Here is a 13,887-nt window from a genome sequence, read left to right as displayed (position 1 = left end):
CTACCGCGCGCTTAGAAGCAAGAGCAAAAGCATTAGCAAGAGCAAGAGCCAAAACAGCGCATTTCTCTGAACTTGAGAGTTGAGCAGCTGCCCAACTTTCTGGATTACACATCACCCCTGTAGGAGCGGTCGGCCCGGTACCCCAGGAAGGCCGCCCCTACAAGCTACTGTGGGTAATTGGCTAAGTACACTTAAGCACCTTATATATACTTGCCACAGATCACCTATACAGTTCCATCACTGGAAGCCCCCATGCTCTAACAGGGATCGCTACTTGATCAAACCAAAAAGATCAGGGCTGCGAGGCGATAGCCTTCTCAATCGCTGTTCTAAACTCGACGTCATCCGGTTTCGTCAAACTCGAAAAACTACCAATCACCTTGCCCTGGCGATCAATTACATACTTGTAGAAGTTCCACTTGGGCGCACTGCTCTGCCTGGCCAATTCAGCGAACATCGGAATCGCATCCTTGCCCCGCACCGCCTGCTCCTTGGTCATGGTGAACGTCACACCATAATTCGCATAACACACCTTCGCCGTCTTCTCGCTGTCCGCATCCTCCTGCTTGAAGTCGTTCGAAGGCACACCCAGCATCTCCAACCCACGGCCATGGTACTGCTTGTACACCGCCTCAAGCCCCTCGAACTGCGGCGCAAACCCACAATAACTGGCCGTGTTGATCACCACCAAGGGCTTGCCGGCAAACCGCTCGCACAAAGCGACCTCACCCTTGCCCCGCAACTCCGGCAACGAACCCTGCAACACGGCCGGGCATTCGGTCGCCCAGCTGGACGCGCTGGCCATCAACGCCAATACCGGCACCACCATCCACTTCACGCTCATGACATCTCGCTCCTGCTCGATCAACCTTGAACTGGCAGCGTAGTGCCTAACAGGCGCCCATGCCCAATTGCATGAGCGCCATGCCGCCCTCGTGCCACCCCCACCAGACCAGCGTCAGCACCAAAAGCGCCGCCACCGCGAGGGCGATACGGATCAGTCCAGGGCTCATGCCGCTGTTGCCTGCAAGCGTGCCACAGGCCGTTCACGAACCGGCCAGTTGAGCGCCGCAGCCAAGACACTCAGCAGGATCGCGATCTGCCAGACCAGGTCATAACTGCCAGTACGGTCATACACCACGCCTCCCAGCCAACCGCCCAGAAACGCCCCAAGCTGGTGGAACAGGAAGACGATACCGCCAAGCATCGACAAGTTGCGCACGCCAAAGACCGTCGCGACGGTACCGTTGGTGAGCGGTACGGTGGACAGCCACAACAGGCCCATCGCAATACCGAACAGGTACGCGCTGAAGGCACTCACCGGCGCCCAGAGAAACAGCACGATGACGACTGCACGCAGCAGGTAGAGCCCGGTCAGCAACCGTGGCTTGGACAGGCGCCCGCCCAGCCAACCGGCCGTGAACGTGCCCACGATATTGAACAGGCCCACCAGGGCCAGCACGGTCGTGCCCGTGGTGGCTGGCAGATGCTGGTCTACCAGGTACGCCGGCAGGTGCACCCCGATGAACACCACCTGGAAGCCACACACGAAAAAACCTAGCGCCAGCAACCAGAAGCCGGCATGCCCACAGGCCTCACGCAGCGCCTCGCCCAGGGTCTGCTCGTTGCCGTACGCGGGCAAAGGCCGGTCGCGCAACAGGCCTACCAACGGCACGATGAAGGCGACCAGCAGGCCCAGTACCAGCAAGGCGGCCGACCAGCCCAGCCATTGGATCAGGCCGAGGGTGCCGGGCAGCATGGCGAACTGACCGAACGAACCGGCGGCACTGGCAATGCCCATGGCCATGCTGCGCTTTTCAGGCGGCACGGCCCGGCCGACGACGCCCAGGATGACCGAAAAGGACGTACCCGACAGGCCGATGCCGATCAACAGACCCGCGCTCAGTGACAACGACCAGGCAGAATCGGCCATCCCCATCATCGCCAGGCCCACCGCATACAGCACGCCGCCCACCATGACCACCCGCGAGGCGCCAAGACGATCGGCCAACGCCCCGGCGAACGGCTGGGCCAGGCCCCAGATCAGGTTCTGCAAGGCGATGGCGAAGGCAAAGACCCCTCGACCCCAGCCGAAATCGGCGCTCATCGGCGCCAGGAACAGGCCAAAGCCGTGCCTGACGCCCAGTGACAGCGCGAGGATCAGCGCCGCCCCAGCCAACACCCATCCACTGGTTCGCCATACAGACGTCATTGTTATTGTCTCCAGCCCATCGCAAGGTCGTCAGGTGCTGCCGCTGATAAAACCTGATATTCCAGGGACGGTGACCGCCCTGTACGTCGAGTTATCAAGGAAGCATTTGGTTACAGCATGAACGCTGGAGCCGACTGACAGCAAGCAGGACATCAGCAGACGTCGCCATTGGTCTATGGCCAGTCGTTTGCGTATCGGTTCGAACGCCGGCGTCGCCTGCCGTGGCAGCGGGTCGGGCAACCCCTGGTCGATCGCCTGCCAGTAACGCCAGGGCACTTTGGCGGTACCCAATTCGTAATCCATCCCGTCCCAGCTGTCTTCGCGGAAACTGTAGAACGCCCAGTGCACGCGGTGCTGATCGAGCACGCCCAGTACGTCCTCCAGGTACTGCCGGCAGCCTGACAGGCGGCGCGTGCAGCCGGACTCGCCCACCACCAGGCGCGAACGGGGCACGTTCGTGGCTTCGGCCCTGTTCAGCGGGGCCTGCAGGTACTGCGCCACGCGCTGGCCGTCCCCTTGCTGAGGCTGGCCGGAAGACCGCGCTGCCGCGATTTGCTCAGCGGATCACGACAAGGCCCAGCAGGACTGTGAGCTCAAGCAGTTCCAGCAGTGCACCTGCGGTGTCGCCCGTGGTGCCGCCCAGACGATTGCACATCACCCTGCGCAATGCCACGAACACGACCGCCGTCAGCACCATTGCCCAGCCGGTCAAAGCCAGGCCCAGGCCAGCACAGGTCAACAGTACCCATCCCGCTGCGCGGCGGGGCATGTGATCGGCCAGTGCCTGGCCTAACCCGCCAGGGCGCACATAGGGAGTACACAGGAACAACCCCAGCATCGCTGCTCGACCAATGACCGGTGCAAGCATCAGTTGCAGGCCAGCCCCCTGCTCGATCAGTGCCCACAAGGCGCAGAACTTGAGCAGCAGCACCAAAACCAGCGTCACCACCGCTGCCGGCCCGCTGCGCGGGTCCTTCATGATCTGCAGCGTGCGTTCACGATCACCAAACCCGCCTAGCCAGGCATCTGCGCTGTCTGCCAGGCCGTCCAAGTGCAGCGCGCCACTGAGCAGCACCCAGAGGGTCAATAGCAAGGCAGCATGCAGCGCCGCCGGAACGCCTTCGAGCCAGTGGCTGGCCAGCCACAGCACCAGACCGAACAGCAGCCCGACCAAGGGGTAGTACAACAACGAGCGGCCCACTTGGCGTGGCGTTGGCATGCCAGGCAAGGTGACAGGCAGGCTGCTTAGAAACTGCAGGGCAATCCAGAATGGCTGCATGCTAACCCTCCTCAACCAGCTGGCCATCCTCGCCGACTTGCAAGCGCACCCGTGCGCCATGGCCGACTTCCACCTGCAACAGCTGCGCCCTGGGCAGGCCCCGGGCGCGGGCCAGCAGCAGGCGCATGACACCCCCATGGGTGACCAGCAGTACGCGCTTGCCGGCATGCTGGCGGTACAACCCCTCGATGGCTGTCAGGACGCGCTGCGCAAACGCCTGGACCGGCTCGCCATTGGGCGGCGTATAGCCATAGGGGTCAGCCCAGAACTGCCCAAGCGCCTGTGCGTCGTGTTCCATGATCTGCAACGCCGTACGCCCTTCCCAATCGCCGAAATGCAGCTCTTGCAATGCAGGCTCGCGCTGCACGGGCAGGCCCAGCCTAGCGCCCAATTCATCGGCGAATCGGCCACAGCGCTGCAACGGCGAACTGACCAATGCCTGCCAAGGCCCTGCGTCGGCCACGGCAGCGCGCATTTGGGCCCAGCCCTTTTCGGTCAGGGCGTCATCGAGGCTGCCACGCAGGCCACCTTGCTCGGTTTCCCCGTGGCGCAGCAGGTCGAGCCTCATGCCGGGCGGTCCTCCACGGCAGCCTCGGCAAAGGTCGCCATCTGCGCGTGTAGCGCGCAGGCCAGCCGCAGCAAGGGCACGGCCAGCGCGGCACCGCTGCCCTCACCCAGGCGCAGCCCCAGGGCCAACAGAGGCTCGGCCTGCAAGGCGCTCAGCACCGCCTGGTGACCAGGCTCCGCACCTTGGTGGGCGAACAACAGCCAAGCGCGGCACTGCGGGTTGAGGCGCACGGCCACCAAGGCCGCCACGGTGCAGATGAACCCGTCCACCAGCACCGCCACACCCGCCTGGGCGCATGCGAGATAAGCGCCGACCAGCGCCGCCAGCTCGAAGCCCCCCACACAGCCCAGCGCACGCAGCGGCTCATCGGCCGCCAGGCGGTGCAAGGCCAGGGCTCGCTCGATGACGTACGCCTTGTGCTGCACGCCGGCGCTGTCCAACCCGGTGCCTGGCCCGCTCAATGTGGCTGGCGGACAGGCGAGCAGTACGCTGGCCAGCGCCGCCGCTGCGGTGGTGTTACCGATGCCCATTTCGCCGCCGATGAACAGCTGTGCACCGTGGGCCGCCGCCCGCAGCGCGCTGTCACGACCTGCCTGCAGGGCGGCTTGCAGTTGTGCCTCGCTCAGGGCGGGCTGTTGGGCAAAATTAGCCGTACCGGGGCCAAGGTGCATGTGGCGAACGCCCGGCAATGCGAGCGTCGGGTCGACAGTGCCGAGGTCGACCACCTCCAGGGTGGCGTGCAGTTGGCGCGCCAGTACGCTGATGGCTGCACCCCCACCGACGAAATTGCGCAACATCTGGCCTGTCACGGCCTGAGGGTACGCCGAAACGCCCTCCTCGACCACGCCGTGGTCGCCCGCGAACAGGCTGATGGCGACGTGCTCCAGCGACGGCCGTTCGCAGCCCTGCAGGCCTGCCAACTGAATGGCGAGCGCTTCGAGCTGGCCGAGCGAACCGGCAGGCTTGGTCAATTGTTGCTGCCGCTCGCGTGCTGCGGCCATGGCCGCCTCGTCAAGGGGCTGGCAGGGCATCTGCCACCAGACAGGGTTCATGATGCAGGTCCTTTGAGCGTGAGTGGGAGGCCGGCGACCGTGAGGATCACCTGCTGGCAGCGTTCGGCCACCGCCTGATGCACGACACCGGCCAAGTCGACGTAACGTCGCGTCAGCTCGCCCATGGGCACCACGCCCAGGCCGGTCTCGTTACTGACCAGGATGATGTGGCCGGGCAGGTGCTCAAGGCAGCCCAACAAGGCATCAAGCTCCTCGGCCAGCCGGCGCGGGTCGTCCAGCATGAGCAGGTTGGTCAGCCATAGCGTCAGGCAGTCCACCAGCAGGCAGCGGTCAACGGCCGCTTCGGCCTTCAGTACGGCGGCCAGGGCCAAGGGTTCTTCGATCAACCCCCACTCCACTGGCCGGCGCTGGCGGTGCAGCTGCACCCGCTCATCGAGTTCGCCGTCCAGCGGTTGACTGGTGGCGATATAGGTCACGGGCAGGCCGCAGGCGGCTGCCCGCTGCTCGGCCAGGCGGCTCTTGCCAGACCGGGCTCCGCCGATCACGAACGTACGCACGTCAAGGTACTCCACACAATTGGCGCAGGCGCTGGGTGTCCAGGTGCTTGTCCACCAGGTCAGCCAGGCGTTCGATGTCGCGCTCGCGCAAAGCCTCGTAGTCGATCTGTTGCACGTCTTCAAGCCCAGCCCAGCGCAGCAGGGCCGCGCAGGAGGCGCTGCCCTCGAACAACCCGTGCAGGTAAGTGGCCAACACCTGGCCGTCCGTGCTGATGGCACCCTCGCAGCGACCGTCGGCCAGGCGTATCGCTGGTTGCGCCAGCGCAGGGCCAGTGGTGACACCGGCATGGATCTCGTAACCGGTCACAGGCGATGCATCCAGGTGCAAGGTCCCGGCGACGTTGCGCAACTGCTTGTCGGCTTCCAGCACCGTGGCGTAGTCCAGCAGGCCGAGCCCGGGGCTGGAGCCTGCAGCGCCTTCCAGGCCCAGCGGATCGTGCACCTCGCGCCCAAGCATCTGCAGGCCGCCGCAGATACCGATCACCTTGCCGCCATAACGCAGATGGCGTTCGATGGCCTTGTCCCAGCCGCGCGCACGCAGTTGCGCCAGGTCGCCACGGACACTCTTGGAGCCTGGCAGGATGATCAGGTCCGCTGGCGGCACCGGTTGACCGGGGCCGATGAACTGCAGGTCGACCTGCGGGTGCAGGCGCAGCGGGTCGAAGTCGGTGTGGTTGCTGATACGTGGCAGCACAGGCACGATCACCTTGAGCACACGCTGCTGCTTTTCGCCCTGGCGCCGGTCGATGCCGTCCTCGGCTTCAAGGTGCAGGTCGGTGACGTACGGCAGCACGCCGAGCACGGGTTTGCCGGTGCGCTGCTCCAGCCAGTCGAGCCCGGGTTGCAACAGGGCGATGTCGCCCCTGAAGCGGTTGATGACGAACCCTTTGACGCGCGCCTGCTCGCTGGGCGACAGCAGTTCGAGGGTACCGACCAGGTGGGCGAACACACCCCCGCGGTTGATGTCGGCGACCAGAATCACCGGGCAGTCCACAGCCTCGGCAAACCCCATGTTGGCAATGTCGCCAGCCCGCAGGTTGATCTCGGCCGGCGACCCTGCGCCCTCCACCATGACCACCGGCCAGCCCTGGCTCAGGCGCTGGTGCGAGGCCAGCACGGCCTGCATGGCGATGGCCTTGTAATCATGGTAGGCAACCGCGTTCATGCTGGTCACCGCACGGCCATGGATGATCACCTGGGCGCCGGTGTCGCTGTTGGGTTTGAGCAGCACCGGGTTCATGTCGGTGTGCGGCGCCAGGCGACAGGCTTGGGCCTGCACCGCCTGGGCCCGGCCGATCTCGCCGCCGTCGGCGGTCACGGCGCTGTTGAGGGCCATGTTCTGCGGCTTGAACGGCACCACGCCGATGCCCTGGCGCAGCAGCCAGCGGCACAGGGCAGTCACCAGGGTGCTCTTGCCGGCGTCGGAGGTGGTGCCTTGCACCATCAGGGTCGTCATGTAAGGTCCTTGCGGTAGGCACTGAGGGCTTGGGCCAATCGTCGTTCGTCCGCCTGGCTGGGCGGTAACCCGAAACGCAGGGCCGCCGGCTGCTCGAACAGGCGCACCAGCACCCCGTGTCGTGCGAGGTGATCGTGCAACCGGGCGGCATGCTCGCACCGCACGTACTGGAACAGGTCACAGCCGCCGGCGGGCGCCAGCCCTGCATGGGACAGCAAAGCCGCCAGGCGTTCGCTGGCGCCTGCACAGCGCTGGCGCTGCAGCTGCTGCGTGGCCAGGTCGGTCAGGCTGGCCTGGGCCAGCACCCGGCTGGGGCCGTTGATGGTCCACGGGCCGAGCAATTCGGCCAGGCGCTGCAGCACGCTGTGCTCTGCGGCCACAAAGCCCAGGCGCACACCGGCCAGGCCGAAGAACTTGCCGAACGAGCGCAGCACTATCAAGCCCGGGCATTCGGCACGTTTGATCACAGTGTTTGCGGGGCTGTTGTCCATGAAGGCTTCATCGACCACCAGCCAGCCGCCGCGTGCTGCCAGGCGCTGATGCCACCCCAGCAGTGTGGGCGCAGGCACGACGCGGCCGGTGGGGTTGTTCGGATTGACCAAGACCAGCACGTCGAGGTTGTCGATCGCGTCGTCGACCTGGTGCTCATCCAGCTCAAGCAACGTGTGCCCAGTCCGCTGCCAGGCATAGAGGTGCTCGGCATAACAGGGTGTCAGCACTCCGACTCGGCTCGGGCTGCGTAACAGGGGCAGGGCCTGGATGGCAGCCTGTGAGCCCGCCACGGGCAGCAGTCGCGTGGCGCCGTAGTAGCTGCACGCCGCCTGCTCAAGGCCATCGTCTGTTTCCGGCAGGCGTGCCCAGGCTTCGATAGGGATCGGCGGTATCGGGAAGGACCAGGGCGCAATGCCACTGGACAGGTCCAGCCACTGCTCGCGGGCGATGCCATATTGCCGAACCGCACGCAGCAGCCGGCCTCCATGTTCAAGCATTCAAGTAAGCTCCCAGACACAACACCAACAGCCACAGCCATACCCCACGCTGCACCAGTGTCCAGCCGCCCTCGATGGCATCGGGGCTGGCCGCAGGGCCGTCGCCCAGGCGCGGGCGGTCGTGCAGTTGGCCGTGGTACACCGCCGGCCCGCCCAACTCGACACCCAGTGCCCCTGCCCCGGCCGCCATGACCGGGCCAGCATTGGGGCTGTCCCATAGCGGCCCCTGGCGGCGCCAGCAGGCCAGCGCCAGGCGGGTTTTGCCCAGCACTGCGTAGGTGAGTGCGACCAGGCGCGCCGGCACATAGTTAAGTACGTCATCGATACGCGCCGCGCACCAGCCGAAGCGCTCGAAGCGTTCGTTTCGATAGCCCCACATGGCATCGAGGGTGTTGCTCAGTCGATAAAGCACCACCCCTGGCGCCCCGGCCACGGCAAACCAGAACAAGGCGGCGAACACGGCATCGCTGCCGTTTTCCAGCACCGACTCGGTGGCCGCCCGCGCCACCGCCGTCTCGTCCAGCTCACGGGTTTCACGGCTGACCAGATACCCCACTCGCCGCCGTGCTTCTTCCAGATCGCCCTGGCGCAAGGCCGTGGCCACCGGCAGCACATGTTCGCCCAGGCTACGCAGCCCCAGGGCGCAGTACAGCGCCAGCACATCGACCAGCCAGCCGATCACCGGCAGCCAGGAGAGCATGAGGGCCAGCAAGGTCAGCGGCACCACGGCCAGGAACCAGGCGCTCACGCCATGACTGCGCCAACCGCGCCCGCCGGCATTGAAGCGCCGCTCCAGGCTGCTGGCCATGTTGCCGAAAGCAACCAGCGGGTGGCGCCGCCGCGGCTCACCGAGCAACGCATCCAGGGCCACACCGGCCACGCTCAGCAACGCCACGCTCATGCGCCTTCTCCCCACCGGTTTTCAAACAGCATCTCGTGCAACGGTCGTTCTTCGGCCCAGCTCTGCATGACCAGCATGGGCGCAGGATAGAATGCCGCCACCGGCCCCAGGCACAGCACGGCCACGGGTTTGGCGCCGCTGGGCATGCCAAGCAACGCTGCCAGCGCCTGGGGATCGAACAGCGATACCCAGCCCATGCCCAGCCCTTCGGCACGGGCGGCCAGCCACAGGTTCTGGATCGCGCAGGCGAGCGAGGCCAGGTCCATTTCAGGCAGGGTGCGGCGCCCGAAAATGTGAGGCTCACGGTTGTCCATCAAGGCGGCGACCCATAGTTCGGCGCAATCGTTGATGCCCTCTACCTTGAGCCTCATGAATTCGTCCGAGCGCTCGCCCAGCGCTTGTGCAGTCAACGCCCGTTCGGCCTCCACCAGGGCCTGGATGCGCCCACGCAGGGCCCGCTCGGTGATGCGGATGAACCGCCATGGCTGCATCAAGCCCACGCTCGGTGCCTGGTGGGCTGCGCTGAGTAACCGTGTCATGACCTGCGGCGCCACCTCCCCTTGAGCGAAATGGCGCATGTCGCGCCGCTCGCCGATGGCGCGGTAGACCGCGGCACGCTCCTGGTCGCTGAACGCATGCTCGTTCATGGGCAGAGCAGCGCTGCGGCTGCCTCCGGGTTGGAGGGGAAGTAGAAGTGCACGTAGGACGCGGTCAGGCGGCCCAGGCGATAGACCGCTTCGTTGCCGCGCCCACCGTTGGGGCTCAACCCACGTGCCAGCGGCTCGAGCGCGGTGCTGGTCAAGGAGTGGTGGTAGGTATGGCCGCGCAGTATGCCCTCGGGCAGTTCGACCGCCTGCAGAGCCAGGGCCGCCAGGCGCTTTTGCATGGTCGCCTCCCCCGGCAGCAACCCAAGCAACTCGACCCTGTCCCCGGCCACGTCGGTCAGTGCGTCGAGCAGATACAGCATGCCGCCGCATTCGGCGAGCAACGGCTTGCCCTGGGCATGATGGGCGCGGATGGCCTGGCACATCGAGGTGTTGCGCGCCAAGGCATGATGGTGCAGCTCGGGGTAACCGCCGGGCAGGTACAGGCTGTCCACTGGGGGCAATTCGACGTCATGCAGGGGGGAGAAGAACTGCACCTGTGCGCCTAGACGGCGCAACAGGTCCAGGTTAGCGCTATAGAGGAAGGCAAAGGCTTCGTCGCGGGCCACACCGATACGTACGCCCGCCAAGGTGGCCTGGGCGGGTAACGGATCGGCCGGTTCGAAGGTGACCGCCGGTGGCAAGGCGGCATCGCAACTGGCGCCCAATGCCTGGGCGGCAGCGTCCAGGCGTGCGTCCAGGTCGTTCAACTCGCTGGCCTGCACCAACCCCAGGTGACGGCTGGGCAGTTCGATGCCGCGCTCGCGGGACAAGCCGCCATACCAACGCAGGCCCTCGGTGAGGCTGCCTTCGAGCAGTTGCGCATGACGCAGGCTGCCCACCCGGTTGGCCAGCACCCCGGCGAACGGCAGATCCGGCTGATAACGCGCCAGGCCCAGGGCCAGCGCGCCAAAGGTCTGGGCCATGGCCGTACCGTCGATAACCGCCAGCACCGGCACGCCGAAGTGACGTGCCAGGTCGGCGCTCGAAGGGGTGCCGTCGAACAGCCCCATCACCCCTTCGATGAGGATCAGGTCGGCTTCACCTGCCGCCTCCCAGAGCAGCCGGCGGCTTTCCTCGGCACCGATCATCCACAGGTCCAACTGGCAGACGGGGGCATCGCTGGCGCGTTCGAGAATCATGGGGTCGAGAAAGTCAGGCCCGCATTTGAACACCCGCACCTTGCGGCCCAGATTGCGGTGCAGGCGCGCCAGCGCGGCAGTGACCGTGGTCTTGCCTTGGCCAGAAGCCGGCGCGGCAATCAGGACGGCGGGGCAATGGCGGGCCTGGCTCACAGCTCGACGCCCTTCTGGGCACGGATACCGGCCTGGAAGGCGTGCTTGAGCATGCCCATTTCGGTCACGGTGTCGGCCAGCTCGACCATTTCCGGCTTGGCCGCGCGACCGGTGACGATGACGTGCTGCATGGGGGGGCGAGCCTGGATGTCCGATAGCACCTGGTCCAGATCAAGGTAGCCGTGCTTGAGCGCAATGTTGAGCTCGTCGAGCACCACGAACTGCACCGCAGGATCCTGCAGCAGTTGCCTGGAGACGGCCCATGCCGCTTCTGCCGCCGCAATGTCACGCTGGCGGTCCTGAGTTTCCCATGTGAAACCCTCGCCCATCACGTGATAGCGCACCTGTTCGGGAAAGCGCCTGAAGAACAGCTCTTCGCCGGTACTGTTGCGGCCCTTGATGAACTGCACCACCCCGCACTGCATGCCGTGGCCCAGGGCCCGGGCCAGCATGCCGAAGGCCGAGCTGCTCTTGCCTTTGCCATTGCCGGTGAGCACCAGCAGCAGGCCGCATTCGTTGGGGGAATTGGCAATGCGTTCGTCGATGACCGCTTTCTTGCGCTGCATCCGTGCCAGATGGCGTTCGTCGCGCTCGGTGGCGTCGCTCATGGGAGGTTCTCCGCTGGCTGACACCACGATCGAGCGCCGTGTCAGGGAATGGGCAGGCAAACGGAGCGCGCGCAGGGGCATTGGCCAAGGCCAGTGGTCACCGCGCATCACCCTCCGTGATGCCGTTGGCAGTATCAGGCCGGTCTCCGGGCTCGTGAGCGGGCCGCTGGCCCTGACCTGCGCGCCTTCCCGGGTATGGTCACCCAGTGGCCCTGCGCGGCCGTCACTCACTTACCGTTGCGGGGGCAGCGCCGGAATCGCACCCTGTGGGCACTCACCGACTTCCCAGTTTCACCCTGGCCAGACGTTGCTGGCGGGGCACCTGAAACACGCGCGAAGGTTAGAGGGTTGCACCCGGAGCGTCAATCGACGCGGCTCGCCTGGCGGCGCAGGAGGGATGGCCGAGCCACCCGCGTCAGCCCCGCCGCCTGTGCGACTGAACCCGCCGCGTTCCACAGCCTCTGAATCAATAGAACCTGCCGAGGACGTCGACCATGAACCGCGTGGCACTGCCTGTTGCACTTCTTGTAAGCCTGGGCTTGGGTGGCTGCGGCGAAACGGCGCGCCTGACAGTGGCCGACGGCACCGGTCCTGCGCCGCAGTTGCCCTCCCCCGCCAAGACCCTGCTCCCCACCGTGAACATCGCGCCAGCCGTCGGCTGGCCCGCCGGGCGCATGCCTCAGGCTGCACCCGGGTTACAGGTGTCGCGCTTTGCCGGTGACCTCGACCATCCGCGCTGGCTGTACGTGCTACCCAATGGCGACGTGCTGGTGGCAGAAACCAACGCACCTGCCAAGCCCGAAGACGCCAAGGGTATCCGCGGATGGGCCATGAAGCGGGTCATGGCACGCGCGGGGGCTGCCGTGCCCAGCCCTGATCGCATTACCCTGTTGCGCGACGCCGACCAGGATGGCGTTGCGGAAATCCGCCATACCTTTGCCGACGGGCTGAACTCGCCCTTTGGGATGGCGCTGGTGGGCAATGATTTTTACATAGCCGATACGGACAAGCTGCTGCGTTTTCACTACCAGCCGGGGGCACGCCAGGTAACCGGCCCGGCAGAAGTAGTTACCCTGCTGCCAGCCGGCCCGTTGAATCACCACTGGACCAAGAATGTCATCGCAAGCCCTGATGGGCAGCGCCTCTACGTCACCGTGGGCTCAAACAGCAACGTGGGTGAAAACGGACTCGACCAGGAGCAGGGTCGCGCCGCAATCTGGGAGATCGACCCCAGCACCGGCAAGCACCGCCTGTTCGCCACCGGCCTGCGCAACCCTAACGGGCTCGCCTGGGAGCCTAACAGTGGCGCACTGTGGACGGCGGTCAACGAGCGTGACGAAATCGGCAGCGATCTGGTACCGGACTACATCACCTCGGTACACGCGGGTGGATTCTATGGGTGGCCCTACAGCTACTACGGCCAGCACGTGGATGAGCGCGTGCAGCCCCAGGACCCCGCCAAGGTCGCCCGAGCACAGGTACCCGACTATGCCGTTGGACCGCATACTGCTTCACTGGGATTGGCCTTCGCCGGGCCGGATGTGCTACCTGCTCGTTTTGGAGCAGGCGCATTGATTGGCCAGCATGGGTCCTGGAACCGCAAGCCCCACAGCGGCTACAAGGTGATATTCGTACCCTTCGACGCCTCAGGCAAACCGTCGGGCCGGCCCATGGACGTGCTCGACGGTTTTCTGGATGAAGGCGGCCAAGCCATGGGACGCCCGGTGGGGGTTGCCCTGGAGGGTCGCGGGGCCGTGCTGGTCGCGGACGATGTGGGCAATGCCATCTGGCGCGTCAGCAAAGCTCGGTAACCCGTCTCAGGGGTTCTGTGCCAGGTGCCCCTGAGGGATGACCCGCTTGGCCTGCAGGTAGGCCTTGGCCCAGTAGCTGTTGGACAAATAGTCCAAACGCACCGTACCGCCAGTGCGAGGCGCATGCACGAAGCGCCCGTCCCCTACATAAATGCCGGCATGGCTCACCTGCGAGCCGCCACTGGTCGCGAAAAACACCAGATCACCCGACTGCAAGGATTTCACATCCACGGTAGGCGCACGCATGCCGATCATCTCGCGCGTGGAGCGCGGCAGGCTGATGCCGGCGGCATCGCGGTAGACGTACTTGATCAGACCACTGCAGTCGAAACCTGAATCGGGCGTATTGCCGCCCCAGCGGTAGGGCGTGCCAACCAGACCAATGGCGCGAATCAGTACGTCATCGGCAGTGGGCGAGAAGCTGGGTTGGCTGTAGGTAACCTGGGGCTGCACAACCCGCACAGGGGCAGGCGCCTGAGGTTGGCTGGAGCAGGCCGCCAATAAGGCTGCCAGGGAAATGAAAGCGAAGCGCGCCATCGTTGTCATGGCCAAAA

At 65.6% G+C, this 13,887-nt stretch carries 15 protein-coding genes, 1 pseudogene and 1 riboswitch; of the genes and pseudogenes, 1 reads left to right on the top strand and 15 read right to left on the bottom strand.

Features of this window, described 5'->3' with window-relative positions:
• Positions 1-292 precede the first annotated feature (292 nt).
• The 14 genes and pseudogenes from B2Y33_RS13445 to cobO all read right to left on the bottom strand — a co-directional run bounded on the left by B2Y33_RS13445 (position 293) and on the right by cobO (position 11,522).
• Entirely contained in the window at positions 293-844 is a 552-nt protein-coding gene (locus tag B2Y33_RS13445; protein WP_027913937.1) for a glutathione peroxidase, read from the bottom strand.
• Positions 845-890: 46 nt separating this feature from the next.
• A complete protein-coding gene (locus tag B2Y33_RS13440) occupies positions 891-1,013 on the bottom strand; it encodes a hypothetical protein (RefSeq protein WP_255212321.1) in 123 nt (40 codons plus the stop codon).
• On the bottom strand, positions 1,010-2,212 hold the full coding sequence (locus B2Y33_RS13435) for an MFS transporter (protein WP_028686859.1): 1,203 nt from the start codon (positions 2,210-2,212) through the stop codon (positions 1,010-1,012). The genes B2Y33_RS13440 and B2Y33_RS13435 overlap by 4 nt, the downstream gene beginning before the upstream one ends.
• 171 nt (positions 2,213-2,383) lie before the next feature.
• Positions 2,384-2,746, bottom strand: a pseudogene (locus B2Y33_RS13430) (glycosyl hydrolase); the annotation flags it as partial.
• A 22-nt stretch (positions 2,747-2,768) separates the two neighbouring features.
• Positions 2,769-3,491 carry an adenosylcobinamide-GDP ribazoletransferase gene (locus B2Y33_RS13425; protein WP_027913934.1) on the bottom strand — a complete coding sequence of 241 codons (723 nt, stop codon included), beginning with the start codon at positions 3,489-3,491 and terminating at the stop codon, positions 2,769-2,771.
• Position 3,492: 1 nt separating this feature from the next.
• A complete protein-coding gene (gene cobC, locus B2Y33_RS13420) occupies positions 3,493-4,059 on the bottom strand; it encodes an alpha-ribazole phosphatase family protein (protein WP_027913933.1) in 567 nt (188 codons plus the stop codon).
• Positions 4,056-5,111 carry a nicotinate-nucleotide--dimethylbenzimidazole phosphoribosyltransferase gene (gene cobT, locus B2Y33_RS13415; protein ID WP_027913932.1) on the bottom strand — a complete coding sequence of 352 codons (1,056 nt, stop codon included), beginning with the start codon at positions 5,109-5,111 and terminating at the stop codon, positions 4,056-4,058. The genes cobC and cobT overlap by 4 nt, the downstream gene beginning before the upstream one ends.
• Positions 5,108-5,629 (bottom strand): bifunctional adenosylcobinamide kinase/adenosylcobinamide-phosphate guanylyltransferase, encoded by a 522-nt coding sequence (gene cobU, locus B2Y33_RS13410; RefSeq protein WP_028686861.1) that lies wholly within the window; start codon positions 5,627-5,629, stop codon positions 5,108-5,110. The genes cobT and cobU overlap by 4 nt, the downstream gene beginning before the upstream one ends.
• Position 5,630: 1 nt before the next feature.
• Positions 5,631-7,085, bottom strand: a complete 1,455-nt coding sequence (locus B2Y33_RS13405; protein WP_110607021.1) for a cobyric acid synthase — start codon at positions 7,083-7,085, stop codon at positions 5,631-5,633.
• Positions 7,082-8,074 (bottom strand): threonine-phosphate decarboxylase CobD, encoded by a 993-nt coding sequence (gene cobD / locus B2Y33_RS13400; RefSeq protein ID WP_206405794.1) that lies wholly within the window; start codon positions 8,072-8,074, stop codon positions 7,082-7,084. Before cobD ends, B2Y33_RS13405 begins: the two co-directional genes overlap by 4 nt.
• Entirely contained in the window at positions 8,067-8,975 is a 909-nt protein-coding gene (gene cbiB, locus B2Y33_RS13395; protein WP_027913928.1) for an adenosylcobinamide-phosphate synthase CbiB, read from the bottom strand. The genes cobD and cbiB overlap by 8 nt, the downstream gene beginning before the upstream one ends.
• Positions 8,972-9,622, bottom strand: coding sequence for a 5,6-dimethylbenzimidazole synthase (gene bluB, locus B2Y33_RS13390; protein WP_376743999.1), 651 nt, complete (start codon positions 9,620-9,622; stop codon positions 8,972-8,974). Before bluB ends, cbiB begins: the two co-directional genes overlap by 4 nt.
• Complete coding sequence (locus tag B2Y33_RS13385; RefSeq protein ID WP_206405793.1) at positions 9,619-10,914, bottom strand: cobyrinate a,c-diamide synthase; 1,296 nt, start codon at positions 10,912-10,914, stop codon at positions 9,619-9,621. Before B2Y33_RS13385 ends, bluB begins: the two co-directional genes overlap by 4 nt.
• Positions 10,911-11,522, bottom strand: a complete 612-nt coding sequence (cobO, locus tag B2Y33_RS13380; protein ID WP_027913925.1) for a cob(I)yrinic acid a,c-diamide adenosyltransferase — start codon at positions 11,520-11,522, stop codon at positions 10,911-10,913. The genes B2Y33_RS13385 and cobO overlap by 4 nt, the downstream gene beginning before the upstream one ends.
• A 120-nt stretch (positions 11,523-11,642) precedes the next feature.
• Positions 11,643-11,863: riboswitch (cobalamin riboswitch) on the bottom strand.
• Positions 11,864-12,016: 153 nt separating this feature from the next.
• On the opposite strand from cobO, the gene B2Y33_RS13375 reads away from it, so the two are divergent.
• Positions 12,017-13,333: a PQQ-dependent sugar dehydrogenase gene (locus tag B2Y33_RS13375; RefSeq protein WP_206405792.1), complete on the top strand. Its 1,317-nt coding sequence runs from the start codon at positions 12,017-12,019 to the stop codon at positions 13,331-13,333.
• Positions 13,334-13,339: 6 nt separating this feature from the next.
• Here the strand turns inward: B2Y33_RS13375 and B2Y33_RS13370 are convergent, their stop codons facing one another.
• Positions 13,340-13,879 (bottom strand): C40 family peptidase, encoded by a 540-nt coding sequence (locus B2Y33_RS13370; protein ID WP_027913923.1) that lies wholly within the window; start codon positions 13,877-13,879, stop codon positions 13,340-13,342.
• Positions 13,880-13,887 lie beyond the last annotated feature (8 nt).

The sequence above is a fragment of the Pseudomonas sp. UBA5666 genome, from assembly GCF_002420785.1.
Classification (GTDB): domain Bacteria; phylum Pseudomonadota; class Gammaproteobacteria; order Pseudomonadales; family Pseudomonadaceae; genus Aquipseudomonas; species Aquipseudomonas fulva.
This window is presented reverse-complemented; position numbering and strand designations above follow the sequence as displayed.

Coding starts and splice junctions, on each gene's coding strand:
- B2Y33_RS13445 (WP_027913937.1), bottom strand. CDS start 844: ATGAGCGTGAAGTGGATGGTGGTGCCGGTATTGGCGTTGATGGCCAGC.
- B2Y33_RS13440 (WP_255212321.1), bottom strand. CDS start 1,013: ATGAGCCCTGGACTGATCCGTATCGCCCTCGCGGTGGCGGCGCTTTTG.
- B2Y33_RS13435 (WP_028686859.1), bottom strand. CDS start 2,212: ATGACGTCTGTATGGCGAACCAGTGGATGGGTGTTGGCTGGGGCGGCG.
- B2Y33_RS13425 (WP_027913934.1), bottom strand. CDS start 3,491: ATGCAGCCATTCTGGATTGCCCTGCAGTTTCTAAGCAGCCTGCCTGTC.
- cobC (WP_027913933.1), bottom strand. CDS start 4,059: ATGAGGCTCGACCTGCTGCGCCACGGGGAAACCGAGCAAGGTGGCCTG.
- cobT (WP_027913932.1), bottom strand. CDS start 5,111: ATGAACCCTGTCTGGTGGCAGATGCCCTGCCAGCCCCTTGACGAGGCG.
- B2Y33_RS13405 (WP_110607021.1), bottom strand. CDS start 7,085: ATGACGACCCTGATGGTGCAAGGCACCACCTCCGACGCCGGCAAGAGC.
- cobD (WP_206405794.1), bottom strand. CDS start 8,074: ATGCTTGAACATGGAGGCCGGCTGCTGCGTGCGGTTCGGCAATATGGC.
- cbiB (WP_027913928.1), bottom strand. CDS start 8,975: ATGAGCGTGGCGTTGCTGAGCGTGGCCGGTGTGGCCCTGGATGCGTTG.
- bluB (WP_376743999.1), bottom strand. CDS start 9,622: ATGAACGAGCATGCGTTCAGCGACCAGGAGCGTGCCGCGGTCTACCGC.
- cobO (WP_027913925.1), bottom strand. CDS start 11,522: ATGAGCGACGCCACCGAGCGCGACGAACGCCATCTGGCACGGATGCAG.
- B2Y33_RS13375 (WP_206405792.1), top strand. CDS start 12,017: ATGAACCGCGTGGCACTGCCTGTTGCACTTCTTGTAAGCCTGGGCTTG.
- B2Y33_RS13370 (WP_027913923.1), bottom strand. CDS start 13,879: ATGACAACGATGGCGCGCTTCGCTTTCATTTCCCTGGCAGCCTTATTG.